Source organism: Pseudomonas sp. F-14 TE3482 (genome assembly GCF_053629455.1).
In genome coordinates this window covers 5,971,693-5,994,762 of record NZ_JBRJII010000001.1, presented here as the reverse complement: position 1 = coordinate 5,994,762, position 23,070 = coordinate 5,971,693, and the positions used below count along the sequence as shown (strand labels likewise).

Annotated in this window: 22 protein-coding genes; all 22 read left to right on the top strand. The window is 59.2% G+C overall.

The window, feature by feature from the left end; translation table 11 throughout:
• The first annotated feature begins 16 nt into the window (after positions 1-16).
• Complete coding sequence (gene rfbF, locus AB7M26_RS27225; RefSeq protein ID WP_008072576.1) at positions 17-790, top strand: glucose-1-phosphate cytidylyltransferase; 774 nt, start codon at positions 17-19, stop codon at positions 788-790.
• Positions 772-1,854 carry a CDP-glucose 4,6-dehydratase gene (gene rfbG / locus AB7M26_RS27220; protein WP_429387012.1) on the top strand — a complete coding sequence of 361 codons (1,083 nt, stop codon included), beginning with the start codon at positions 772-774 and terminating at the stop codon, positions 1,852-1,854. The genes rfbF and rfbG overlap by 19 nt, the downstream gene beginning before the upstream one ends.
• The gene (locus AB7M26_RS27215) at positions 1,851-2,411 is read left to right on the top strand and encodes a dTDP-4-dehydrorhamnose 3,5-epimerase family protein (protein ID WP_123495996.1); all 561 of its coding nucleotides are present in this window, start codon (positions 1,851-1,853) and stop codon (positions 2,409-2,411) included. The genes rfbG and AB7M26_RS27215 overlap by 4 nt, the downstream gene beginning before the upstream one ends.
• A complete protein-coding gene (locus tag AB7M26_RS27210) occupies positions 2,408-3,634 on the top strand; it encodes a methyltransferase domain-containing protein (protein ID WP_429387009.1) in 1,227 nt (408 codons plus the stop codon). Before AB7M26_RS27215 ends, AB7M26_RS27210 begins: the two co-directional genes overlap by 4 nt.
• Positions 3,631-4,488 carry an NAD-dependent epimerase/dehydratase family protein gene (locus tag AB7M26_RS27205; protein ID WP_123496000.1) on the top strand — a complete coding sequence of 286 codons (858 nt, stop codon included), beginning with the start codon at positions 3,631-3,633 and terminating at the stop codon, positions 4,486-4,488. The genes AB7M26_RS27210 and AB7M26_RS27205 overlap by 4 nt, the downstream gene beginning before the upstream one ends.
• Entirely contained in the window at positions 4,478-5,548 is a 1,071-nt protein-coding gene (locus AB7M26_RS27200) for a class I SAM-dependent methyltransferase (protein WP_123496002.1), read from the top strand. Before AB7M26_RS27205 ends, AB7M26_RS27200 begins: the two co-directional genes overlap by 11 nt.
• A gap of 17 nt (positions 5,549-5,565) precedes the next feature.
• Positions 5,566-6,303, top strand: coding sequence for a cephalosporin hydroxylase family protein (locus AB7M26_RS27195; RefSeq protein WP_429377522.1), 738 nt, complete (start codon positions 5,566-5,568; stop codon positions 6,301-6,303).
• A gap of 51 nt (positions 6,304-6,354) precedes the next feature.
• Entirely contained in the window at positions 6,355-9,291 is a 2,937-nt protein-coding gene (locus AB7M26_RS27190) for a TIGR00180 family glycosyltransferase (protein WP_429387005.1), read from the top strand.
• Positions 9,292-9,321: 30 nt separating this feature from the next.
• Entirely contained in the window at positions 9,322-10,323 is a 1,002-nt protein-coding gene (gene pseB / locus AB7M26_RS27185) for a UDP-N-acetylglucosamine 4,6-dehydratase (inverting) (protein ID WP_008006616.1), read from the top strand.
• On the top strand, positions 10,320-11,483 hold the full coding sequence (gene pseC, locus AB7M26_RS27180) for a UDP-4-amino-4,6-dideoxy-N-acetyl-beta-L-altrosamine transaminase (RefSeq protein ID WP_429387002.1): 1,164 nt from the start codon (positions 10,320-10,322) through the stop codon (positions 11,481-11,483). The genes pseB and pseC overlap by 4 nt, the downstream gene beginning before the upstream one ends.
• Before the next feature lie 6 nt (positions 11,484-11,489).
• Entirely contained in the window at positions 11,490-12,185 is a 696-nt protein-coding gene (gene pseF / locus AB7M26_RS27175; protein ID WP_429377516.1) for a pseudaminic acid cytidylyltransferase, read from the top strand.
• Positions 12,182-13,684, top strand: a complete 1,503-nt coding sequence (gene pseG, locus AB7M26_RS27170) for a UDP-2,4-diacetamido-2,4,6-trideoxy-beta-L-altropyranose hydrolase (protein ID WP_429377514.1) — start codon at positions 12,182-12,184, stop codon at positions 13,682-13,684. Before pseF ends, pseG begins: the two co-directional genes overlap by 4 nt.
• The gene (gene pseI, locus AB7M26_RS27165) at positions 13,681-14,733 is read left to right on the top strand and encodes a pseudaminic acid synthase (protein ID WP_429386998.1); all 1,053 of its coding nucleotides are present in this window, start codon (positions 13,681-13,683) and stop codon (positions 14,731-14,733) included. Before pseG ends, pseI begins: the two co-directional genes overlap by 4 nt.
• Before the next feature lie 230 nt (positions 14,734-14,963).
• Positions 14,964-15,890, top strand: a complete 927-nt coding sequence (locus AB7M26_RS27160; protein ID WP_008072591.1) for a ketoacyl-ACP synthase III — start codon at positions 14,964-14,966, stop codon at positions 15,888-15,890.
• 83 nt (positions 15,891-15,973) lie between these two features.
• Complete coding sequence (locus AB7M26_RS27155) at positions 15,974-17,266, top strand: motility associated factor glycosyltransferase family protein (protein ID WP_123496018.1); 1,293 nt, start codon at positions 15,974-15,976, stop codon at positions 17,264-17,266.
• Positions 17,263-17,532: a hypothetical protein gene (locus AB7M26_RS27150; RefSeq protein WP_429386996.1), complete on the top strand. Its 270-nt coding sequence runs from the start codon at positions 17,263-17,265 to the stop codon at positions 17,530-17,532. Before AB7M26_RS27155 ends, AB7M26_RS27150 begins: the two co-directional genes overlap by 4 nt.
• A gap of 253 nt (positions 17,533-17,785) precedes the next feature.
• Positions 17,786-18,637: a flagellin domain-containing protein gene (locus AB7M26_RS27145; RefSeq protein ID WP_008072599.1), complete on the top strand. Its 852-nt coding sequence runs from the start codon at positions 17,786-17,788 to the stop codon at positions 18,635-18,637.
• Between the two features lie 71 nt (positions 18,638-18,708).
• The gene (locus AB7M26_RS27140; protein WP_218394178.1) at positions 18,709-19,074 is read left to right on the top strand and encodes a flagellar protein FlaG; all 366 of its coding nucleotides are present in this window, start codon (positions 18,709-18,711) and stop codon (positions 19,072-19,074) included.
• Positions 19,075-19,156: 82 nt separating this feature from the next.
• Entirely contained in the window at positions 19,157-20,587 is a 1,431-nt protein-coding gene (gene fliD, locus AB7M26_RS27135) for a flagellar filament capping protein FliD (protein WP_123496024.1), read from the top strand.
• 126 nt (positions 20,588-20,713) lie between these two features.
• A complete protein-coding gene (gene fliS, locus AB7M26_RS27130) occupies positions 20,714-21,109 on the top strand; it encodes a flagellar export chaperone FliS (protein WP_123496026.1) in 396 nt (131 codons plus the stop codon).
• 10 nt (positions 21,110-21,119) lie between these two features.
• On the top strand, positions 21,120-21,416 hold the full coding sequence (locus tag AB7M26_RS27125) for a flagellar protein FliT (protein ID WP_123496028.1): 297 nt from the start codon (positions 21,120-21,122) through the stop codon (positions 21,414-21,416).
• Positions 21,417-21,588: 172 nt separating this feature from the next.
• Positions 21,589-23,064, top strand: coding sequence for a sigma-54 dependent transcriptional regulator (locus tag AB7M26_RS27120; protein ID WP_007894189.1), 1,476 nt, complete (start codon positions 21,589-21,591; stop codon positions 23,062-23,064).
• Positions 23,065-23,070: the final 6 nt, after the last annotated feature.

Here is a 23,070-nt window from a genome sequence, read left to right as displayed (position 1 = left end):
GAGCAAGAGGACAGCGATGAAGGCAGTAATTCTGGCGGGTGGTCTCGGTACGCGCATCAGCGAAGAGTCGCACCTCAAGCCCAAGCCGATGATCGAGATCGGTGGCAAGCCAATTCTTTGGCACATCATGAAACAGTACTCTGCCCATGGGATTCATGATTTCGTGATTTGCCTTGGCTACAAGGGCTATGCGATCAAGGACTTCTTCGCCAATTACTTCCTGCACACCTCCGACGTCACCTTCGACATGCGCAATAACCGCATGGACGTGCACCAGAACTACAGCGAACCGTGGAGCGTCACGCTCATCGACACCGGTGAGGAAACCATGACCGGCGGCCGCTTGTTGCGCGCCGGCCGTTACCTCAAGGACGAAGAGGCGTTCTGCTTCACCTACGGCGACGGCGTCTCCGATATCAATATCCGTCAACTGGTGGACTACCACAGCGCCCACGGTCGTCTGGCGACCGTCACCGCCGTACAACCGCCGGGCCGTTACGGTGCCCTGGAGCGTCACGGCGATCAGGTGCTTGGTTTTACCGAGAAACCCCGTGGCGACGGTGGCTGGATCAATGGCGGGTTCTTTGTGCTTTCGCCCAAAGTGCTGTCATACATCGGCGGTGACGAAACCACTTGGGAAGCCGAGCCCTTGGCGCGTCTGGCCCAGGATGAACAGTTGAAGGCCTTCGAGCACGAAGGTTTTTGGCATCCGATGGACACCCTGCGCGACAAGAACCACCTCGAAGCGCTGTGGCAGAGCGGGGAGGCCCCATGGAAGCAATGGGACTGAGCTCGCAATTCTGGCGCGGCAAACGTGTTCTGCTGACCGGCCACACCGGTTTCAAAGGCAGCTGGTTGACGTTGTGGCTGCAAAGCCTCGGTGCCGAGGTCAGCGGGTTTTCGCTCGATCCGTCCACCGAGCCGAGCCTGTTCGAACTGGCCCGCGTGCACGAGGGCATCAATGATCAGCGCGGTGACCTGCGTGATCTCGGTGCCTTACTGGAATTGATCGCCGAAACCCAGCCGCAAATCGTTCTGCACCTGGCGGCTCAACCGCTGGTGCGCGAAGGCTATCGCGATCCGCTCGGCACCTATTCCAGCAACGTCATGGGCACGCTCAATCTGCTTGAAGCGATCCGCCAGGTCGGCGGCGTGCGCGCCTGCGTGCTGGTGACCACCGACAAGGTCTACGCCAACAAGGAATGGCTGTGGCCGTACCGCGAGGACGAAGCTCTTGGTGGTCACGATCCTTACAGCAGCAGCAAGGCTTGTTGCGAATTGTTGGCGCAGTCTTACGCGGCATCGTTTTTCCCGGCCGACAAGTACGCCGAACATGGCTTGGCGTTGGCCACCGCGCGTGCCGGCAATGTGTTGGGCGGTGGCGACTTTGCGCCTGAGCGCCTGATTCCCGATGTACTCAAAGCCTGGTCGGCGGATGAGCCGGTGACCCTGCGCTACCCGCAAGCCGTGCGCCCATGGCAGCACGCATTGGAACCATTGGCTGGTTACCTGCAACTGGCCGCCGGCCTCTACGAGCAAGGCCCGGCGTTTGCCGGTGCGTGGAATTTTGGCCCGAGCGAAGCGGACATGTGCAGCGTCGGTGAAGTGGTCGAATTGCTCGCTAGCCGCTGGCCGCAAGCACGCGGCTTACGCATCGAACCGAGTGATTTGCATGAAGCCGGTCTGCTGCGTCTGGACAGCAGCCGCGCCCGTCAACTGCTTGGCTGGCAACCGCAATGGTCGTTGCAGCAGTGCCTGACCCAGACCCTCGATTGGCACCTGGCATGGCAGAACGGCGATGACATGCGTGAAGTCACCCTGAACCAGTTGAACCTGTACCGAGGCGCGCTGTGAGCGAATTCCTGTTGAAAGCCTTGCCGCTGGCCGGTCTGTTCGGTGTCCAGCACAAACGCTTCGAAGATGATCGCGGGCACTTCGCTCGGCTGTTTTGCGAAGGCAGCCTGAGCGCCTTCGGCCAGACGTTTCATATCCGCCAGATCAATCATTCCTGCACTCGCGAGCGGGGCAGTGTGCGCGGTCTGCATTATCAAAATGCCAATGCGCCGGAAGCCAAGTTGATTACCTGCCTGCGCGGCGAGGTCTGGGATGTGGCGGTGGACTTGCGCCCTGACTCCGAAACTTTTCTGCACTGGCACGCCGAACACCTGCAGGCCGGCGACGGCCGCAGCCTGCTGATCCCGGCCGGGTTCGCCCATGGTTTCCAGACCCTCACCGACGACGCCGAATTGCTCTACCTGCACAGCAACGATTACGCGCCTGCGCATGAGGGTGGCTTGAGCGTGAACGATCCACGGCTGGCCATCGCCTGGCCGTTGCCTGTCAATAATCTGTCGGCCAGGGATTCCAGCCATCCCTTGCTCGATGAACACTTCGCTGGAGTGCGTCTATGAATTGCCGTGGTTGCGCTGCACCGCTGAGCCTGCCGCTGATCGATCTCGGCACCTCGCCGCCGTCCAATGCCTACGTGCATGCGGATCGCCTGGAACAAGCCGAGCAATGGGTGCCGCTGAAGGTCGCGGTGTGTCAGCAGTGCTGGCTGGTGCAGACTGAGGATTACACCAGCGCCGACAGTCTGTTTGATGCCGAGTATGCGTATTTCAGTTCGTTCTCCAGCACCTGGCTGGCCCACGCCGAGCGCTATGTCGCCGAGATGGTCGAACGCTTCGGCCTGACCGCCGACAGCCGCGTGGTGGAAATCGCCGCCAATGATGGTTACCTGTTGCAGTACGTGGCGGGGCGCGGCATCCCTTGTCTGGGCGTTGAGCCAACCCGCAGCACCGCGCAGGCGGCGCGGGAAAAAGGCCTGCAGATTCGCGAACTGTTTTTCGGTCGCGACACCGCTGCGCAGTTGAACAGCGAAGGCTGGGCCGCTGACCTGATGGCTGCCAACAACGTGCTCGCCCATGTGCCGGACATCAATGATTTCCTCGGTGGTTTCGCCACCTTGCTCAAGCCGACAGGCGTGGCGACGTTCGAGTTTCCGCAGCTGCTGACGCTGATGGCGGGGCAGCAGTTCGACACGCTGTATCACGAGCATTATTCCTATCTGTCCCTGACCGCCGTGCAGACGCTGTGCGAGCGCAATGGGCTGGAGGTGTTCGATGTCAGCCAGTTGACGACTCATGGCGGGTCGTTGCGGGTGTTCTTGCAGCGCAAGGACGGCGAACGCCGCGCCGTGCAATCGACGGTGCGCGAGCAGTTGCAGGCTGAGCTTGATGCGGGTGTGAAAACCACCGAGTACTACGCCACCCTGGCGCCCGCTGCCGAACGCATCAAGCACGAACTGCTGCGTTTCCTGCTGCAGGCCAAGGCCGACGGCAAGCGCGTGGTCGGTTATGGCGCGGCGGCCAAGGGCAACACCTTGCTCAACTACGCCGGGGTCAAACCGGACCTGCTGGCCTGGGTGGCCGACGCCAACCCGCACAAACAGGGCAAGTACTTGCCGGGCAGTCGCATTCCGATCGTTTCGCCGGCGCAGATCGATCTGGAGAAACCCGATTACATCCTGGTGCTGCCATGGAATCTGTTGCACGAAGTCAGTCAGCAACTGGTGCAGGTACGGCAGTGGGATGGCCGTTTCGTGATCGCTGTGCCTGAGTTGACCGTGCTGTGAAAGTGCTGGTGACCGGTGCCACCGGGTTCGTCGGCCGACATCTGGTCGCGGCCTTGCTCTCCCGTGGCTGCGAGGTGCGGGCCGTGGCGCGTAACGTCGAGACCGCCGCGCAACTGCCGTGGATCAACGCCGTGGAATTCGTGGCAGCGGATATTCATGCCGCCGACCTGGACTTCGCTGCACTCACCGATGGTGTCGATGCCTTGGCGCATCTCGCCTGGCCAGGGTTGCCGAACTATCAGGCGCTGTTTCACTTCGAACACAACCTTATGGCCGATTACCGGTTCATCAAGGGGGCGGTCGAGGCGGGCGTGTCGCAGGTGTTGGTGACGGGCACCTGTTTTGAATATGGCCTGCAAAGCGGACCGCTCAGCGAGCAGACCGAGGCGCGGCCGAGTAACCCTTACGGGTTGGCGAAAAACACGCTACGGCTGTTCCTCGAAAATCTGCAGCAGGTTCAACCGTTCACCCTGCAATGGGCGCGGCTGTTTTACCTGCACGGGGAAGGGCAGAACCCTAACAGTTTATTGGCTGCGCTGGACCGGGCAATCGAGGCCGGCGACGCCAGCTTCAACATGTCGGCCGGCGAGCAATTGCGCGATTACCTGGCGATCGACACAGCCGCCGGTTACCTCGCCGCGATCCTGCAACAGCGCGAATTTGATGGCGTGATCAATTGCTGCAGCGGCCAGCCGATATCGGTCAGAGCGCTGGTCGAACAACGTCTGCGTGAACGCGGCGCATCGATCACTTTGAACCTGGGCCATTACCCTTACCCGACCCATGAACCGATGGCGTTCTGGGGCGTGGCGGACCGCTTGCAACAGCTACTGGGAGCAGAGCATGAGGCATGAGTTGTATCGGGTCGCCGACCTGCCGGTGTTGCAGAACCGTACCTTTGCCGACCCGGAGTCGGCCAGGGCTTCGGCCAGCGCCGACATGCTGTTGGTGCAGGACGAGGCGAGCGGGCTGATCTTCAATCAGGCCTTCGACGGCGACAAACTCAGCTACGACGCTGACTATCAGAACGAGCAGGCGCATTCCGGCCAGTTCCAGAAGCACCTGAACGATGTCGAAGGAATCATTGCTCGCCACTTCAAGGGTCAGGAGCTGATCGAAGTCGGCTGCGGCAAGGGGTATTTTTTAGAGCTGCTCAAAGGCCTGGGTTACTCGATCACCGGTATCGATCCGGCCTACGAAGGCGACAACGGCGATGTGATCAAGGCGCCGTTCACTCGCGGCCTGGGTCTGTCGGCGGACGCCATCGTGCTGCGCCATGTGCTGGAGCATATTCAGGATCCGTTGGGCTTTCTGGCGGTCATCGCCGAGGCCAATCAGGGCGGGCAGATCTACATCGAAGTGCCGTGCTTCGACTGGATTCTCGAGCATCGCGCCTGGTTCGACCTGTTCTACGAGCACGTCAATTATTTCCGCCTCGATGACCTGCGCCGGATGTTCGGTACGGTGCACGAGGCCGGTCACCTGTTCGGTGGCCAATATCTGTACATCGTCGCCGACCTGGCTACGCTGCGCCTGACCCCGGAACAACCGGTGCCGCGCCTGACGCTGCCCGAAGGTTTCACCGCCAGCCTTGACCGCGCCGTGCAGATCATTCAGGCCGCGCCTGAGCGAGGTTCGGCGATCTGGGGCGCGTCGTCCAAAGGCGTGATTTATTCGCTGTTCCTGCAACGAGCGGGTGTGGCGGTGGATCGCGTGGTGGATATCAACCCGGCCAAACAGGGCCGATATCTGCCCCTTAGCGGCGCGCGGGTGTCCTCGCCCCAAGAGGCCATGGATGCCTTGCCCGAAGGCGCCAACCTGTTTGTGATGAACTCCAACTACCTCGAAGAAATCAAGCGGATGACTGGTGGGCGCTACGTCTATCACGCCGTCGACAGCGCTTCGTTCCAGTGACCAATGAGAATTTTGAAATGACCGACAACAGCATCAACAAAGCCTTCGAAGCCGAATGCCGGGAACAGATCGCCCAGCAAGGTGATGACCAGAAACTCACCGGCCTGGCCCGTGACTTCTTCAACGAATCGGCCAAGCACAAATACAGCTATCACTTCTCGTGGATGGGCCGTCCGATCATCCAGCTGCCGCAAGACATGATGGCGATGCAAGAGATCATCTGGCAGGTCAAACCGGATCTGGTCATCGAGTGCGGCATTGCCCACGGCGGTTCGATCATCTACTACGCATCGTTGCTGGAGCTGCAAGGCCACGGCGAAGTGCTGGGCATCGACCTGGACATCCGTGCGCACAACCGCGAAGCCATCGAGAGCCACCCGATGAGCAAGCGCATCAAGATGATCGAAGGCTCGAGCGTCGATCCGGCCATCGCCGCCAAAGTGCGCGCTGCCGCCGAAGGCAAGAAAGTCATCCTGGTGCTGGATTCCAACCACACCCACGATCACGTGCTCGAAGAGCTGCGTCTGTATGCGCCATTGGTTTCGGTGGACAGCTACTGCGTGGTGATGGACACCGTGGTTGAAGACATGCCGGCCGACTTCTTTCCGGATCGTCCATGGGGCCCGGGCGACAACCCGAAGACTGCGGTATGGAAGTACCTGGAAGAGAACAAGGACTTCGAAATTGACCAGCAACTGCAAAACAAGCTGCTGATCACCGTAGCGCCGGACGGCTATCTGCGTCGCGTTCGTTAATCATAAGTGGTTTCAGGTTCTTGGCGATTGGCCGGTTGTGGGGATAGAAAGATGCAGGTTCAAAACAGTGCTCAAAACAACGTTGCACCGCTGAACGAGCGGTTTACGGTAGTGGTGATTTCCCACAACCGGAACGCGTTCCTGCGGCGTACCTTGCAGTACTACAGCAGCTATCCCTGCACGGTTCTGGTTCTGGATTCGTCCGCTGAGGGTGACGAGAACATGGCCCGGGACTTTCCGTCGGTCGACTATCGCCACTTGCCGCAATACACCTACAAGGGACTGCAGGACAAACTCACCTATGGCGTCAATCAGGTCACCACGCCCTACATGGTGTTCGCCGCCGATGACGACTTCCTGTTACACCGTGCACTGACCGAGTCGGTGGAGTTTCTCGAAGCCAATCCCGACTACGGCTTGTGCCATGGCTACGGGATCATGTACCTGACCCGTGCCACGGAAGTGAACTACTTCCGTCGCGACCGCAAGGTTCATGAGGATTACAACTCGGAGCAGGCCGAAGACCGTGTGGTGCGGTTCATGGATAATTTCCTGCCGCCGTTCTATGCGGTCACCCGTACCGACTTGCTGCAACAGTGGTACAGCCTTCTGCCAGCGGGCACCAGTTTCGAATGGCAGGAAATCGGCCACACCTTCTACTTGTTGGCCTGCGCGAAGGCGCGGATCCTGCCGATTCCGTTCGCCGTGCGGGAAATGAACTATGGCGCTTCGGACCACAACACCAACGTGTTGACGGTGCTGACTTTCAAAGACGCCAAAAGCGTTGCCGAACGCGAGCAGTTTGCCCAATTCCTGGCCTCGATCCCGACGCCACTCAGCGACAACAAGGATCCGGCCCGGGTTAAACAAATTGCCTTGGACAGTTTTGCTGCCATGGCCGATTGCCTGGTCGAAGGCCGCTCGCTCAAAGGCACCATGATTATTCGCTCGGCCTGGCGCGAGGCGGGGGAAGAGCCGATTCGTTCATTCGGCCCCGAGCAGTTCGTCGAAATGCCGTTCTACAACAAACCGGTGTTCGATCTGCTGACCGAGTTCGAATTCCTGCTGCACGCCATGCCTGCCGGTCGCCTGCAACTTCAGGAGCTGGAAGGCATCCTGCTCAAGCAGCATGAGTTGATGCGCGTTCACCCCAACGACACTGACCGCACCGTGCGCAGCCGGTTGTGGGAGGCCTTGAGCCTGAACGTGTTCAACCGCACGGTGGTCAAGCGCCTGGCGGAGTCATTGAAAGACAGTGACGAGCCGGAAGAAGGCCTCAAACTGCAAGCCTGGGCCGACCGACTGAATGCTTTACCGGGTCAGCAAGAGCGTCGACTGTTCGAGAACATGCCATCCGGCCGCTTGCTGAGCTGGCTCGAAGCGCGCAACCCGGATGCCGCGCAGCTCAAGGCTATCGCTGCACAGTTGGCCACGCATAATGGCGGTCCACAGTTCGGCATTCTGTTGCTGGATCTGGATGCCGACATGGTCAAGTTGCAGGCGACCTTCGACAGCTTGGTCGGTGGTCACTGCAAAGCGTTCAACGTGGTGGTGTTCACTACCGGTGATTTACCGGCGACGACATCCGTGCGCGACACCGTGCACTTTGTCAAAGTCACCGCGACCAATTATGTGGAGCGCATCAACCAGATCGTCGCTCAGTCCACCGCCGATTGGCTGTTGCTGGCCGAGGCCGGCGATCAGTTCACTCCTGGCGGGTTGTTGCGCGCCAGCCTCGAACTGATCGGTGCCGAGGGTGTCCGTGCAGTGGCGATGGACGAGCTTCAGCGTCAGGCCAACGGTGCTCTGGCGGATGTGTTCCGCCCCGGGGTCAATCTCGACCTGCTGCAAAGCGTGCCATCGCTGATGGCGCGCCACTGGTTGATCCAGCGTGATGTGTTGGCTCAGGCACGCGGTTTCTCGGCCGAGTACAGTCAGGCGCTGGAATTCGATCTGTTGCTGCGTCTGATCGAGGATGGCGGGCTGGCGGGCCTGGCGCATCTGGCCGAGCCGCTGCTGATTTGCAATGCCCCGGTAGAGGAAGTCAGCGTTCAGGAGCGTCAGGTGCTGACCCGTTCTCTGACTGCGCGTGGGTATCGCGCTCAGGTCAGCTCGACGCTGCCGCTGACTTACCAGATCGACTATCAACACGCTGAGCGGCCGCTGGTATCGATTATCCTCCAGAGCCAGGACAACCTTGAGTCGCTGCAACGAGCGCTGGTCAGCGTGCTGCAGCGCACCCGTTATCAACGTCACGAAGTGCTGATTGCCGACAATCACAGCCAATCCGAAGAACTGGCGACCTGGCTGAGCAGCCTTGAAGGCAAGGGCGATCGACTTCGCGTAGTGCGCAGCGATCAGCGCCTGAGTGCCTCGGCGCTGAACAACTTTGCCTGTGCCGAGGCCAAGGGGAACTACCTGGTGCTGCTGTCGGCAGAATCCGAAGTGGTCAATGCCAATTGGCTCGACGCCATGCTCAACCAGGCCCAGCGTCCGGAAGTCGGCATCGTTGGCGCCAAACTGATGGACATTCGTGGCGTCACCACCCAGGCCGGTCTGGTCCTGGGTTTGAATGGCGAGATCGGCTCGGTCTTTGTCGATGAACGTAAGGACGCCAAGGGCTACATGAACGGCCATCAGGTCGAGCAGAACTATTCGGCAATATCCGGTGCCTGTCTGATGGTTCGCAAAGACGTGTTCGAAGCGGTGGGCGGTCTGGACGAGGAACATTTCGACGAAGCTTTTGGCGATATCGACCTGTGCCTGAAAGTCGCCGATGCCGGTTACCTGACAGTCTGGACGCCACAAGCACAATTACTGCACCCGGGCCTGCTGCCTGATGCGCCTCAAGCACGCGCCGCTTTGCGCGACAAGTGGCAGGGCCGCTTCGAACACGACTCGGCCTACAACCAGAACCTGGCCTTGACCGGCAAGGGCTTTACTCTCAGCGAACCGACCAGCGTGAACTGGGCGCAGTTGCTCGCATAAGCCTGGCTGACAGGTAAAAGGACTCAAGGCATGTTCAACGGTAAATCGATTTTCATCTCTGGCGGCACCGGCTCGTTCGGGCGCAACTTCATTCGCCGGTTGCTGGAGCAATACCAGCCCAAGCGGGTGGTGGTGTTCTCCCGCGATGAGCTCAAGCAGTACGAGATGCAACAGACGTTCAACGCGCCGTGCATGCGTTACTTTATCGGCGATGTGCGTGATGCCGAGCGTTTGCGTCAGGCCATGCGCGGTATCGATTACGTGGTGCATGCAGCAGCCTTGAAACAAGTGCCAGCGGCGGAATACAACCCCACCGAGTGCATTCGTACCAACGTCAATGGCGCGGAAAACATCATTGCCGCGGCCATCGACAACGGCGTGAAAAAAGTCGTCGCACTGTCTACCGACAAGGCCGCCAGCCCGATCAACCTGTACGGCGCGACCAAGCTGCTGTCGGACAAACTGTTCGTGGCCGCCAACAACATTGCTGGCGAACAGCAGACCCGTTTTGCCGTGGTGCGCTACGGTAACGTCGCTGGCTCGCGGGGTTCGGTGGTGCCGTTCTTCAGCAAGCTGATTGCCGAGGGCGCCAAAGAGCTGCCGATCACCGATGAGCGCATGACGCGTTTCTGGATCACTCTCGATCACGGTGTGAAGTTTGTGCTCGACAGCTTTGCCCGCATGCACGGCGGTGAAGTGTTTGTGCCGAAGATCCCGTCGATTCGCATCGTCGATCTGGCGCAGGGCATGGCTGGACATTTGCCGCACAAAAACGTCGGCATCCGTCCGGGGGAAAAGCTCCATGAACTGATGGTGCCGCTGGACGACGCGCGCATGACCCTGGAGTTCGATGATCACTACACCATTCAGCCGTCGATTCGCTTCACCAGCGTCGACGTGGATTTTGCCGTCGACAAACTGGGCGAGCAGGGCCGGCCGGTGAGCGAAGATTTCGAGTACCGCTCCGACACCAACCCGCACTTCCTGTCGGTCGGCCAGATCGCCGACCTGCACGCGGAGCTGTCGGCATGATTCCCTACGGTCGGCAAAGTCTCGATCAGGAAGACATCGACGCGGTGGTTGCCGTATTGCAGTCCGACTGGCTGACGCAGGGGCCGACCATCGAGCGTTTCGAACAGGCCATGGCCGAGCGTTGCCAGGCCGACTTCGCCGTGGCGGTGTGCAATGCCACGGCGGCGTTGCACATTGCCTGTCTCGCCGCCGGCCTCGGGCCGGGCGATCGCTTGTGGACCACGCCGAACACCTTTTTGGCCTCGGCCAATTGCGGTCGCTACTGCGGCGCCGAGGTTGATTTTGTCGACATCGACCCGCTGACCTGGAACCTCGACGCCTACACTCTGGCGTCGAAGCTTGAAATCGCCGAGCGCGACGGCATGCTGCCGAAAGTGTTGGTGGCGGTGGCGTTCTCCGGGCAGAGCTGCGATATGCGCATGATCGCTGAATTGGCCGAGCGCTATGGTTTCACCGTGATCGAGGATGCTTCCCACGCGGTCGGGGCGTCTTATGCCGGGCGTCCGGTAGGGTGCGGCGATTTCGCGGCGATGACGGTGTTCAGTTTCCACCCGGTGAAGATCATCACCAGCGCCGAAGGCGGCATGGTGCTGACCAATCGTCCGGAGCTGGCCGAGCGCTTGCAGCGCCTGCGCAGCCACGGCATGACCCGTGACCCTGCGCAGATGACCGAACCCAGCCACGGCCCCTGGTATTACCAGCAAGTGGAACTGGGCTTTAATTACCGCATCACCGACCTGCAAGCGGCCCTCGGTCTGTCACAGCTGAACAAGCTCGATGGTTTCATCGAACGTCGGCGTGAACTGGCGGCGCGTTATGAGCGGTTGCTGGCGTACTTGCCGCTGACCTTGCCCAGCGCGCAGCCAGAGGCCGAGTCAGCGTGGCATCTGTACGTGGTGCGCTTGCAGACGGAACGGATCAACCTCAGTCATCGACAGGTGTTCGAAGGTTTGCGTGCGGCCGGGGTCGGGGTGAACCTGCACTATATTCCGCTGCACTTGCAGCCGTACTATCGCGACCTGGGTTTTGCCGAGGGGGATTTCCCCCAGGCCGAACGTTATTACGCCGAGGCCATCAGCCTGCCGCTGTTTCCTCTGCTGAGCGATGAACAACAGGACTATGTGGTCGAGCAATTGCGACGACTGATCTTTGAGGAGTAGAGACTCTTGAGTTGTGTTGCGATCATCCCGGCCCGTGGTGGCAGCAAGCGAATCCCGCGCAAGAACCTCAAGCCGTTCGATGGCGTGCCGATGATCGTCCGTTCGATTCGCACGGCGCTGGCGTCGAACCTGTTCGACCAGGTGATCGTCAGTACTGACGATGAAGAAATCGCCGAGGTCGCACGGGCCAATGGGGCTCAAGTGCCGTTCATGCGGCCCGCGGCGCTGGCCGATGATTTCACCGGGACTGCAGCGGTGATCGTACATGCCTTGCAGCAATTGCCGCCGTTCGACTATGCGTGCTGCGTCTACGCGACGGCGCCCCTGTTGCAGGCGCGTTATCTGCGTCAGGGGCATGAGTTGTTGGTGCAGCATCCGGACAAGTCTTTCGCGTTTTCAGTCGCCGGTTTTGGCTTCCCGGTACAACGGGCCTTGACCCTCGACGAGCAGGGCGCCTTGACCTCGCTCTACCCGGAATTTCGCGAGACCCGTTCCCAGGACTTGCCCGAAGCTTTTCAAGATGCTGGCCAGTTCTATTGGGGGCGTAGCGAAGCCTGGTTGCGTGGTGATGTGCTGTTCTCGCCGGCGAGCCTGCCGGTGATTCTGCCGCGGCATCTGGTGCAGGACATCGACACCCTCGAAGACTGGAAACGCGCCGAATACCTCTACATCGCCTTGAAGGCGGGAGGTGAGCTGCAATGAGAGTACTGATCCGCGCTGACGCGTCGCCGACCATTGGCAGTGGCCACGTCGCCCGTTGCCTGACCCTGGCCAGGGTATTGCGCAAGCAGGGCACGCACGTTGCCTTCGCCTGTCGTCTGTTGCCCGGGCATCGACTGGACAGTCTGCGGGCCGAGGGTTTCGAGACCTTCGCGCTGCCGGAGCGCTATCGCGATGAAGACCCACAGCAGGCCATCGAGTCGATGCTGCCCTGGCAGGCAGACATTGCAGCGCTGGGGCAAGTATTGGAAAGTCATCCGGCTTTCGACTGGATCATCGCTGACCACTACGGTCTCGATCACCATTGGCAGACCGCCGCGCGCCGCTGGGCTCCACGAATTGCGGCGGTGGACGATTTGGCCACTCGGCAATACAGCGTCGATCTGCTGCTCAATCAAAATCTGTCGGGCACACCAGAGGCTTATGCCTCACTGTTGACGCCCGATTGCCAGACGTTACTCGGCCCACGGTTTGCCCTGCTGCGCGATGAGTTCTGTTGCCCGGCGATCGAGATCAAACCTCGAGCCAGGCGCGTGCTGGTGAACTTCGGCGGCTTCGACGCGGCCATGCAGACCCATCACGCGATGCTGGCATTGGCGGACTTCCATGAGCTGGAAGTTGATTTCGTGGCAGGTGCCGACAACCCGGCCTGGGAGCAGATGCAGAGTCTGGTGGATTATCGTCCGAACTGGCGCCTGCACCATTTTGTCAGCGATTTCTACCAGCTGATGACCGAGGCCGACCTGTTCATTGGTGCCGGTGGCGGTACCAGCTGGGAGCGGGCGGCCATGGGGCTGCCGACGATCTGCATTGCGGTTTCGAATAATCAGCAGGCCAACGGCGAGGTGATGGCGACCTCGGGTGCTCATGTGTTCCTGGGCAATCGCGAGCGGGTCAGCGTCGAGCAGTTGCATCAGACCATCGGTTTTGTCGTGGGCAATCAGGGGATTCGTCAGAGTCTGGCCGAACGCTCGCGGCAGTTGGTCGATGGCCGTGGGGCGCAGCGGGTGGCGGCAGCGCTGGCGGGGGCGGTGTTGCAGGTTCGTCAGGCCACTCAGGATGATGCGCAATTGTTGTTCGATGGGCGCAATGCCGAAGCGGTGCGGCGCTGGTCGCTGGACACGCACGTCATTGACTGGCAACGGCATCAGGCCTGGGTGGCCGCGAGCCTGAGCAATCCGCGGCGGTTGCTATTGATCGCCGAAGCGGATGATGGCCCGGTCGGTGTGCTGCGTTATGATCTCGACGATGCTCGCGCCGAAGTCTCGATTTATCTGTTCGAAGGCCGATTTGGCCTGGGCTGGGGCAAGGCACTGCTGGCGCGGGGCGAAGCCTTCGTCACCGCTCATTGGCCGCGATTGGAAGCCATCACCGCTCAGGTGCTGCCGGCCAATTCAGCGTCGCTGAAAGTTTTCCGCGAGGCAGGTTTCACTCAGAGTGCTTGCGCGTTCACGCGTGTATTGAAGGATCCAAAACAATGACCAGTTTCAAGATCGGCAACCGCTTGATCGGTGCCGATGCGCCGCCGTTCATCATTGCCGAGATGAGCGGCAACCATAATCAGTCGCTGGACGTGGCGCTGCAAATCGTCGAAGCCGCGGCCAAGGCCGGTGCGCATGCCTTGAAGCTGCAAACCTATACCGCCGAGACCATGACCCTGGATCTGTCTGAAGGCGAGTTCTTCATCAAGGACCCCAACAGCCTGTGGGCCGGTTCTTCGCTGTACGCGCTGTACGAGAAGGCCCATACGCCGTGGGAATGGCACGCGCCGATTTTCGCCCGGGCCAAGGAATTGGGCATGCTGGCGTTCTCCACACCGTTCGATGACACCGCGGTGGACTTCCTCGAAAGCCTGGACGTGCCCGCCTACAAGATCGCCAGTTTCGAGAACACCGACCTGCCGTTGATCCGGCGGGTCGCTGCCACCGGCAAGCCGCTGATCATCTCCACTGGCATGGCCAGCATCGCCGAACTCGACGAAACCGTGCGTGCCGCCCGTGAGGCCGGTTGCAAGGACCTGGTGTTGCTCAAGTGCACCAGCACGTACCCGGCGACGCCCGCCAACAGCAATGTGCGCACCATCCCTCATCTGCGGGAGCTGTTTGGCTGTGAAGTCGGTTTGTCCGATCATTCGATGGGCGTTGGAGTGTCCGTCGCCGCGGTAGCGCTGGGGGCGACGGTGGTGGAAAAACACTTCACCCTCGACCGTGCCGCCGGTGGCGTGGACGCCAGCTTCTCCCTGGAACCGGCTGAACTCGCCAGCCTGGTGGTAGAGACCGAACGCGCCTGGCAGGCCATGGGCCAGGTGCATTACGGCGTGACCGAGGCCGAGCGCAAATCTCTGGTATACCGACGTTCGCTATACGTCACTCAGGACATGACCGCCGGTGAGCCTTTCACCGTTGCCAACCTGCGAGCCATCCGGCCTGGCCTGGGGCTGGCCCCCAAACACGCTGAAACCCTGCTGGGCCGCCGTGCGCGCCAGCCCATCAAGCGCGGAACACCGCTGGATTGGTCGTTGGTTGAATAACCGCTTGTGCGGCTGATTCGGCAAAATAGCGTGACCTGCGAGTCATAACGCGCATCTTCACTGTATTGTATAAAAAGGGGAGATGGCGCCTGGACTGTTTTTAGCCCAATGATGGCCTTTTATTCTTCCCGCTGTCACCCCCTTGAGGGCGACGTTTATTCGTTGTTTGTCGGCGCCCCTCGATTCCTTGCGAGCGGTGGTATTGGGCTGTTTATTATTGGGAAGCCGTAATGATTGGCATAAAGAGCATTGCGAGCTACGTTCCTGTAGCCGGCGTGGACAATTACGCACAAGGTGCAAAATTCGAAAAGGATGAAGAATTCATCCTGGGCAAGATCGGTTCGGCCTTCCTGCCGCGCAAAGATGCGGGGCAAGAAACTTCGGACCTGTGTGTTGAAGCAGTCAACGCGCTGTTCGCCAACAATCCCGATTTGAAGCGTGAAGCCATCGACGTGCTGATCGTCGTGACCCAGAACGGCGATGAAGAAGGCTTGCCGCACACCGCCGCCATCGTTCAGGACAAACTCGGCCTGCCAACCACCGTGGCGGCGTTCGATATTTCCCTGGGCTGCTCGGGTTACGTCTACGGCATCTACGCCATCAAGGGCTTCATGGAAGCCGCGGGCCTGAAGAATGGCCTGCTGGTGACCGCTGATCCGTACTCGAAGATCGTCGATCCGGAAGACCGCAACACCACCATGCTCTTCGGCGATGCCGCCACCGCTACCTGGATGGGCGAAGATGCCCCGTGGCAGCTGGGCAAGGCCAAGTTCGGCACCGACGGTTCCGGCGCACCGCACCTGAAGGTTTCCGACGGGGTGTTCTTCATGAACGGCCGTCAGGTCTTCAACTTCGCGCTGCTCAAAGTGCCGGCGCATTTGCATGAGCTGCTCGCTGACTCGGGCCTGACGGCTGACGATATCGATGCCTTCTGCATTCACCAGGGCAGCGCGGCGATTGTCGACGCTGTGGCGCGGCGTTTCGAGGGCGAGCCTGAGAAGTTCATCAAGGACATGGTCGAAACCGGTAATACCGTGTCGTCGAGCATTCCGTTGCTGCTGGAAAAACACGTGCTCGATTCCAAGTGGAAGCGCGTGGCACTCAGCGGTTTCGGTGTTGGTTTGTCCTGGGGGTCGGCGATCATCTATCGTCCTTGAGCTTCTAAAAGCCAGGCACAAAAAAAGCGTTCAAGGTGTAACCTTGAACGCTATTTTTTTGCCCGAATGAAAAGCGAGGCTCCATGAGCGAGTTCTTTGAGCGCAACGTCGAGGTCATACAGCGCCGCTGGCCGCTGCTGTCTGCGCGCTTGCTGGTTGAAGACGTGAGCCTGTTGCAGGCCGATCTGGTCGAAGGCCTGGGCTCGACCCTGAGCATCAACGGCATTCAGTTGACCAGTCGCCATGACCGCAATCGCGAGGCCAGGCTTCAGGCCGACAGCCTGCCCACCGACAGTTCGGTGGTGCATGTCTACGGCACTGGTCTTGGCGACCTGCAACTGGAGTTGCTGGAGCGCGTCGGGGTTGAGCGGTTGTACGTACACATCCTCAACGGCGCGGTGTTTGCGTTGGTGCTGCAATTGCTCGATCAGCAGCAGTGGCTCAGCGATCCGCGAGTCGAGCTGTTGTATGCCGGCGATCTGGCGGAAATCCAGCTGCCGTTCTTCGCGTTGCCGTCCGAGCTGGTGCTGGCCGATGACTTCAATGCGAAGATTCGTGATCGGTTGATCAGCGAAATACACCTGAGCTTCAATAATCGTGAGTTCGACCCCCAGGATCCGGACATCGTCGAGCGTTTGCAGGCCAGCCTGGGGCTGGTGCAGGCCGATCGGGATGTGACCGGGTTGTTCGGTTCGTGCAAAGGGCAGGAGGTATTCGTCATTGCCACGGGCCCGAGCCTTGAGCAGCACTTCGAGACCTTGCTCGCGATTCGTAATCAGGCCGAACGGCCGTTGTTCATCTGTGTCGATACGGCTTACCGACCACTGATCGATCACGGGATCCGACCTGATGTAGTGGTCAGCATCGACCAGCGCATCTCGGCTCGGCATCTACCCTATGAAGGCACGACCGATATCATCCTGGCGTATATGCCCATGGTCGATCCCCTGGTGCTTGAAGCCTGGCAGGGACCGCGCTATGCCAGTTACTCCGCCAGCCCGATTTACCAGCAGATGCGTCGGCAACAGCCCAAAGGCGAGCTGTATGTCGGCGGTAGCGTGATTCATCCCGCGGTAGACCTTGCGGTGAAGATGGGCGCAGCACAGATCACCTTGTTCGGTGCCGACTTTGCCTTTCCCAATGACAAGACCCATGCAGGCTGGAACGATGGCGATCTGGGACCGCAACTGGGCGCCGCCAAGCATTGGGTGCTCGATGGTAACGGTCAACGCATCAAGACCCAGCTCAATTTTCGCAGTTACCTGTGTGAGCTGGAGCGCTTTATCGCAGGGCATCCTCAGGTGCGCTTCTATAACAGCAGCCGGGCAGGCGCGATGATTGCCGGTACGGCTTTTCATCCGGAGTGGGTGTCATGAGCGGGCTTGAATCCTTTGTCGTCGACTCTGAGCAATGTGCAACATTGTTCCGTTTGGGACGTGATGTAGAAGCCGGGCTGGCGATGATTGAGCTGATCGTTGCGGTGCAACCGTCCTTTGATCTGACGCCGCAGGTGGTTCAGCAGCAGTGGGTGCTGTTGCTCGGCCAGATGCTCGAATGCCAGGAGGCGCAAAATTGGCTGGCGCTGGCGGACTATCTGGAATACGAACTGGTCCAGTTGGTGCGCGACAGTCTGTCCATTTAAACAATTTCCCTTCTGCCGGTGCAGGCGAGTCCTCGCCAGTCTGTCACCGGCATTTCCCTGACGTCATTTTTTCGCTGCTTGAACACAGCCAAGCCCTTGATTTGCGGAGGGTGGCAACGTGATGGCAAATATTTTTCAAAATCCCCTAAAGCAAGTTCCAATCCCGACGATAACTATTACGAAGGTTCTCTAGGCCATACCCGGCGGTTGCCAGGGCCGGAAGCCGCAGTACCCAACCAACGAGGAATTCGTCATGGCTTTAACAGTAAACACCAACGTCACATCGTTGAACGTTCAGAAAAACCTGAACCGCGCTTCCGACGCTCTGTCGACGTCGATGACTCGCCTGTCTTCCGGCCTGAAAATCAACAGCGCTAAAGACGACGCTGCCGGCCTGCAAATCGCTACCCGTATGACTTCGCAGATCCGCGGTCAGACCATGGCTATCAAAAACGCCAACGACGGTATCTCGATCGCTCAGACCGCTGAAGGCGCGATGCAAGAATCGACCAACATTCTGCAGCGTATGCGTGAACTGGCTGTTCAATCGCGAAACGACTCGAACGGTACTGCTGACCGTGCTGCTCTGAACAAAGAATTCGCTTCGATGTCGGACGAGCTGACTCGTATCGCCAAGTCGACCAACCTGAACGGCAAGAACCTGATCGACGGCACCGCTGGCACCATGACCTTCCAGGTTGGTTCCAACACCGGCGCTACCAACCAGATCACCCTGACCCTGGACAGCGGCTTCGACGCAGCTACCCTGTCGGTTGACTCGGCTACCGTTCAGATCACTGGTAACAACTCGGCAACCGCCGAAGCTTCGATGAACAACGCGCTGACCAAAATCGACGCCGCTCTGGCCAAGATCAACTCCAGCCGTGCTGACCTCGGTGCTGCACAAAACCGTCTGTCCAGCACCATCTCCAACCTGCAGAACATCAACGAAAACGCCAGTGCTGCACTGGGTCGCGTACAAGATACCGACTTCGCTGCTGAAACTGCACAGCTGACCAAGCAACAAACTCTGCAACAAGCTTCGACCGCAGTTCTGGCTCAGGCCAACCAACTGCCATCCGCTGTACTGAAACTGCTTCAGTAATAGCTGATGCGTTTTGGCGGGGGAGTGCGCTTGTCGCGCTCTCTCGCTTTTTACTTTAAGAGGTGATGGACATGGATATGAGCGTCAAGCTGAACTTGTCTTATCCTGCGGCCAAGCAGGCGACAACTGTTGCCGACAAGCCGGCGGAGAAGCCTCGAGCGGTAGTTGCTCCAGTAGCTGTCGTCAAGGAAGAAGGTAAGGGCGAACAGACCGAGCAGGACAAACTGAAGATGGCTGTTCAGGAAATTGAAAAATTCGTTCAGTCGGTCAAGCGCAACCTGGAATTCTCGATCGACGAGCCTTCGGGCAAAGTGGTCGTCAAAGTCATTGCCAGCGAATCCGGTGAGGTGATCCGACAGATCCCCAACGAAGAAGTCCTGAAACTGGCCAATAGTTTGAATGATGCAAGCAGCCTGTTGTTCAGCGCTAAAGTCTGACAACTGGCACGAATTTTGTTGCTATGTTCTTTTGGGCGTTGTAGTGGTCAAAAGGCCGGCGACACACTGAAGGGAGTTTCACATGGCAAGTCCAATTCTACCGGGCACAGGTTTAGGTTCCGGCCTTGATACCGGTGCTATCGTTAAAGCCTTGGTGAACGCCGATAAAGCGGCCAAGCAAGGTCAGATCGATCGTGGAACCGCCACTAACTCGGCGAGTATTTCCGGGATTGGTACCTTGAAGTCGCTGTTGGCTACGTTCCAGAAAGCGCTTACCGATCTGGGTAGTACGACAACCCCTCAGTTCACGGGTTTTGCCGCGACATCGTCCGATGTAAAAGTGCTGACCGCTACGTCCAGTAACGCGGCTGTCGCCGGTAATTACGTGGTCGACGTCACCGCACTGGCCACCTCCTCGAAAGTCGCCTCTGCTGCGTTTGCTGGTGGTACAACCAGTGCGATCCCTGCTGGCACGCTGACCATCACGCAAAATGGCAAAAGCTATCCGGTAACTGTGGGCGCAGGCGCCACGCTGCAATCGGTGCGTGATTCGATCAACAGCCAATACCAATCCAGTGGCTTGAGCGCCAACATTGTGACCGACAGCTTCGGCTCGCGCCTGGTGCTGGGTTCCACGACGACTGGCGCGGGTTCCGACATTTCCGCCAGCGGTATTGCCGGTCTGGAAATCGATGGGACCGCCCCGATGGCCACCCCGCCGACTGCCACTTCTTCGGGGGCTATTGGTGCTCCGGCCCAGGACGCGGTGTTTAGCGTCGACGGTCTGGCGATGACCAGCAAGTCCAACACCATCGACAAGACGATCTCCGGGTTGAGCCTGAGTTTGCTCACCACGGGCAAGTCGACCGTCACCGTGGCGTCCAACAATGATGGTCTGAAGGCGTCGATCCAGAAGTTCGTCGATGCGTACAACGCCGTCGCCAACGCTGTGACTTCGTTGACCAAGCCGTCCCTGGATGACGATGGCAAGCTGACCGTTTCCGCGGCGCTGACCGGTGACCCGCTGCCACGTTCGATTCTGGATTCCTTGCGGGGCCCGCTTTCCCAGACCGGTGCCGGCGACAAGCTGACCGTGCTTTCCCAGTTGGGTATCACCACTAACCAGAAGACCGGCGCACTGGATTTCGACAGCACCAAGTTCAACACTGCAATGAACGACAAGAAGCTGGGCGGTGAGGTTCAGACACTGTTCACCGGTACCAACGGTCTGATTGAGCGTATGAACAATGCGATCAAGCCTTACACCGAAGGTAAAACCGTCAATGGCAAAGCAGTCGACTCGATCCTGGATGCGCGCGCCAAGAGCCTCGATTCAACCAAGAAAAAGCTGAGCAATGACCAGGCAGCCCTGGATCGCCGAATCGAGACCCTGACCGCGGTACTGACCAAAAAGTACAACGACATGGACACCCTGGTCGGCAAGCTGAAAGCGACAGCCAGCAACATCACGTCGATGTTCGAAGCGATGACCGCGCAGCAGAAGAACTCCTAACACTCACCGTGCCAAAAGCCCGGCAGCGTTTTCACGCTCCGGGCTTTTTGTTTTTGAATCTAAAGTTTTTTGACGCGTCGTCGATACACTGGTTATACGGACCACAGATTTCTGATGAGGTACAACATGAATCCAATGTTAGCCCTTCGCCAATACCAGAAGATTGGCGCTCAGGCGCAAACTTCCGAAGCCAGCCCGCATCGTCTGGTGCAGATGCTGATGGAAGGCGGCCTGGATCGTATCGCCCAGGCCAAAGGCGCGATGGAGCGTAAGGACATTCCGAATAAAGGCGTTCTGATCGGCAAGGCCATCGGCATCATCGGTGGTTTGCGCGAAGGTCTGGATCTGGAAAATCAGGCCGATTCGGTGACTGAGCTGGATAATCTCTACACCTACATGATGAAGCGCCTGGCTGAAGCGAATCTCAAGACCGATCCAAAAATTCTCGACGAAGTCGCTGACCTGCTTCGCACGGTCAAAGACGGTTGGGATGCCATTGCCGCGCCGGGTCCGCAGTTTTAAGGAGATCACCATGAGTCTTGTCTTGCAGCGAATCGAACAAACCCGCGATGCCCTCGTCGGTGCATTGGCCGAGCGCAACTGGGAAGCCATTGGTGAGTTGGACCTGGCTTGCCGTTCCTGCATGGAAGACGTTTTGAGTGAAGCTGCGGTGGACGAGGCCGCGTTGCGCGACAACCTTGAGGAGTTGCTGGGGGTGTATAAACAGCTTCTGGAGGCGGCGACGGGGGAGCGCCAAGCGATAGTCGACGAGATGTCGCAGATCCACCAAGCGCAGAGCGCGGCAAAGGTTTACCATCTGTTTGGGTAGTTAACCCTCAGTTAATCCAAACATAGTGCGCCATAAATTTGACTGTGCACGGTTTTTTGACTTAACTAGTGGCTGGTTCCAGATTTCAGGCGTCTACAGGCATAACGTGTCTGCAAGCGTCTAGCTTGCCCCTCATTTTGGGCATTGAGTTGACTAGGGAAGTTGCTATTGCATGTGGCGTGAAACCAAAATTCTGCTGATTGATGACGATAGCGTCCGCCGCCGCGATTTGGCGGTGATTTTAAATTTTCTCGGCGAAGAAAATTTACCCTGTGGCAGCCATGACTGGCAGCAGGCTGTCGGCTCTTTGTCATCAAGTCGTGAAGTAATCTGTGTCCTCATCGGGACGGTAAATGCTCCTGGTGCACTTTTGGGCCTGTTAAAGACACTCTCAACCTGGGATGAGTTCCTTCCAGTTTTGTTAATGGGCGATAATTCTTCCATTGACTTGCCGGAAGACCAGCGTCGTCGAGTGCTTTCGACGCTCGAAATGCCACCCAGCTACAGCAAATTGCTCGACTCGTTGCACCGTGCACAGGTCTATCGCGAGATGTATGACCAGGCGCGTGAGCGCGGTCGTCACCGTGAACCCAATCTTTTCCGTAGCCTCGTCGGCACCAGCCGGGCGATTCAACACGTCCGTCAGATGATGCAGCAAGTGGCCGATACTGATGCCAGCGTGCTGATCCTCGGCGAGTCCGGGACCGGCAAGGAAGTGGTCGCGCGCAACCTGCACTACCACTCCAAGCGGCGTGACGCGCCGTTCGTGCCGGTCAACTGCGGTGCTATTCCGGCCGAGTTGCTCGAAAGCGAATTGTTCGGCCATGAGAAGGGTGCCTTCACCGGAGCGATCACCAGTCGCGCCGGGCGTTTCGAGCTGGCCAACGGCGGTACGCTGTTCCTCGACGAAATCGGCGACATGCCGTTGCCGATGCAGGTCAAGCTGTTGCGCGTCTTGCAGGAACGCACCTTCGAGCGCGTGGGCAGCAACAAGACCCAAAGCGTCGATGTGCGGATCATTGCGGCGACCCACAAGAATCTCGAAAGCATGATCGAGATCGGCACTTTCCGCGAAGACCTCTACTATCGCTTGAACGTGTTCCCGATCGAGATGGCACCATTGCGCGAACGCGTCGAAGACATTCCGCTGCTGATGAACGAGTTGATCTCGCGCATGGAGCACGAGAAGCGCGGTTCGATCCGTTTCAATTCGGCGGCGATCATGTCGCTGTGCCGTCATGGCTGGCCGGGCAACGTTCGCGAGCTTGCCAACCTGGTGGAGCGCATGGCGATCATGCACCCGTACGGGGTGATCGGCGTGGTCGAGTTGCCGAAGAAATTCCGCTACGTCGATGACGAAGACGAGCAACTGGTCGACAGCCTGCGCAGCGATCTTGAAGAGCGAGTGGCCATTAACGGTCATACCCCGGACTTCACCGCCAATGCCTTGCTGCCACCGGAAGGCCTGGACTTGAAGGATTACCTCGGTGGTCTGGAGCAAGGGCTGATCCAGCAAGCGCTGGATGATGCCAATGGCATCGTGGCGCGGGCGGCAGAACGGCTGCGGATTCGTCGTACCACGCTGGTGGAGAAGATGCGCAAGTACGGCATGAGTCGTCGTGACGGTGATGAACAGGCGGATGATTGACGCCTG

Coding starts and splice junctions, on each gene's coding strand:
- rfbF (WP_008072576.1), top strand. CDS start 17: ATGAAGGCAGTAATTCTGGCGGGTGGTCTCGGTACGCGCATCAGCGAA.
- rfbG (WP_429387012.1), top strand. CDS start 772: ATGGAAGCAATGGGACTGAGCTCGCAATTCTGGCGCGGCAAACGTGTT.
- AB7M26_RS27210 (WP_429387009.1), top strand. CDS start 2,408: ATGAATTGCCGTGGTTGCGCTGCACCGCTGAGCCTGCCGCTGATCGAT.
- AB7M26_RS27200 (WP_123496002.1), top strand. CDS start 4,478: ATGAGGCATGAGTTGTATCGGGTCGCCGACCTGCCGGTGTTGCAGAAC.
- AB7M26_RS27195 (WP_429377522.1), top strand. CDS start 5,566: ATGACCGACAACAGCATCAACAAAGCCTTCGAAGCCGAATGCCGGGAA.
- AB7M26_RS27190 (WP_429387005.1), top strand. CDS start 6,355: ATGCAGGTTCAAAACAGTGCTCAAAACAACGTTGCACCGCTGAACGAG.
- pseB (WP_008006616.1), top strand. CDS start 9,322: ATGTTCAACGGTAAATCGATTTTCATCTCTGGCGGCACCGGCTCGTTC.
- pseC (WP_429387002.1), top strand. CDS start 10,320: ATGATTCCCTACGGTCGGCAAAGTCTCGATCAGGAAGACATCGACGCG.
- pseG (WP_429377514.1), top strand. CDS start 12,182: ATGAGAGTACTGATCCGCGCTGACGCGTCGCCGACCATTGGCAGTGGC.
- pseI (WP_429386998.1), top strand. CDS start 13,681: ATGACCAGTTTCAAGATCGGCAACCGCTTGATCGGTGCCGATGCGCCG.
- AB7M26_RS27160 (WP_008072591.1), top strand. CDS start 14,964: ATGATTGGCATAAAGAGCATTGCGAGCTACGTTCCTGTAGCCGGCGTG.
- AB7M26_RS27155 (WP_123496018.1), top strand. CDS start 15,974: ATGAGCGAGTTCTTTGAGCGCAACGTCGAGGTCATACAGCGCCGCTGG.
- AB7M26_RS27150 (WP_429386996.1), top strand. CDS start 17,263: ATGAGCGGGCTTGAATCCTTTGTCGTCGACTCTGAGCAATGTGCAACA.
- AB7M26_RS27145 (WP_008072599.1), top strand. CDS start 17,786: ATGGCTTTAACAGTAAACACCAACGTCACATCGTTGAACGTTCAGAAA.
- AB7M26_RS27140 (WP_218394178.1), top strand. CDS start 18,709: ATGGATATGAGCGTCAAGCTGAACTTGTCTTATCCTGCGGCCAAGCAG.
- fliD (WP_123496024.1), top strand. CDS start 19,157: ATGGCAAGTCCAATTCTACCGGGCACAGGTTTAGGTTCCGGCCTTGAT.
- fliS (WP_123496026.1), top strand. CDS start 20,714: ATGAATCCAATGTTAGCCCTTCGCCAATACCAGAAGATTGGCGCTCAG.
- AB7M26_RS27125 (WP_123496028.1), top strand. CDS start 21,120: ATGAGTCTTGTCTTGCAGCGAATCGAACAAACCCGCGATGCCCTCGTC.
- AB7M26_RS27120 (WP_007894189.1), top strand. CDS start 21,589: ATGTGGCGTGAAACCAAAATTCTGCTGATTGATGACGATAGCGTCCGC.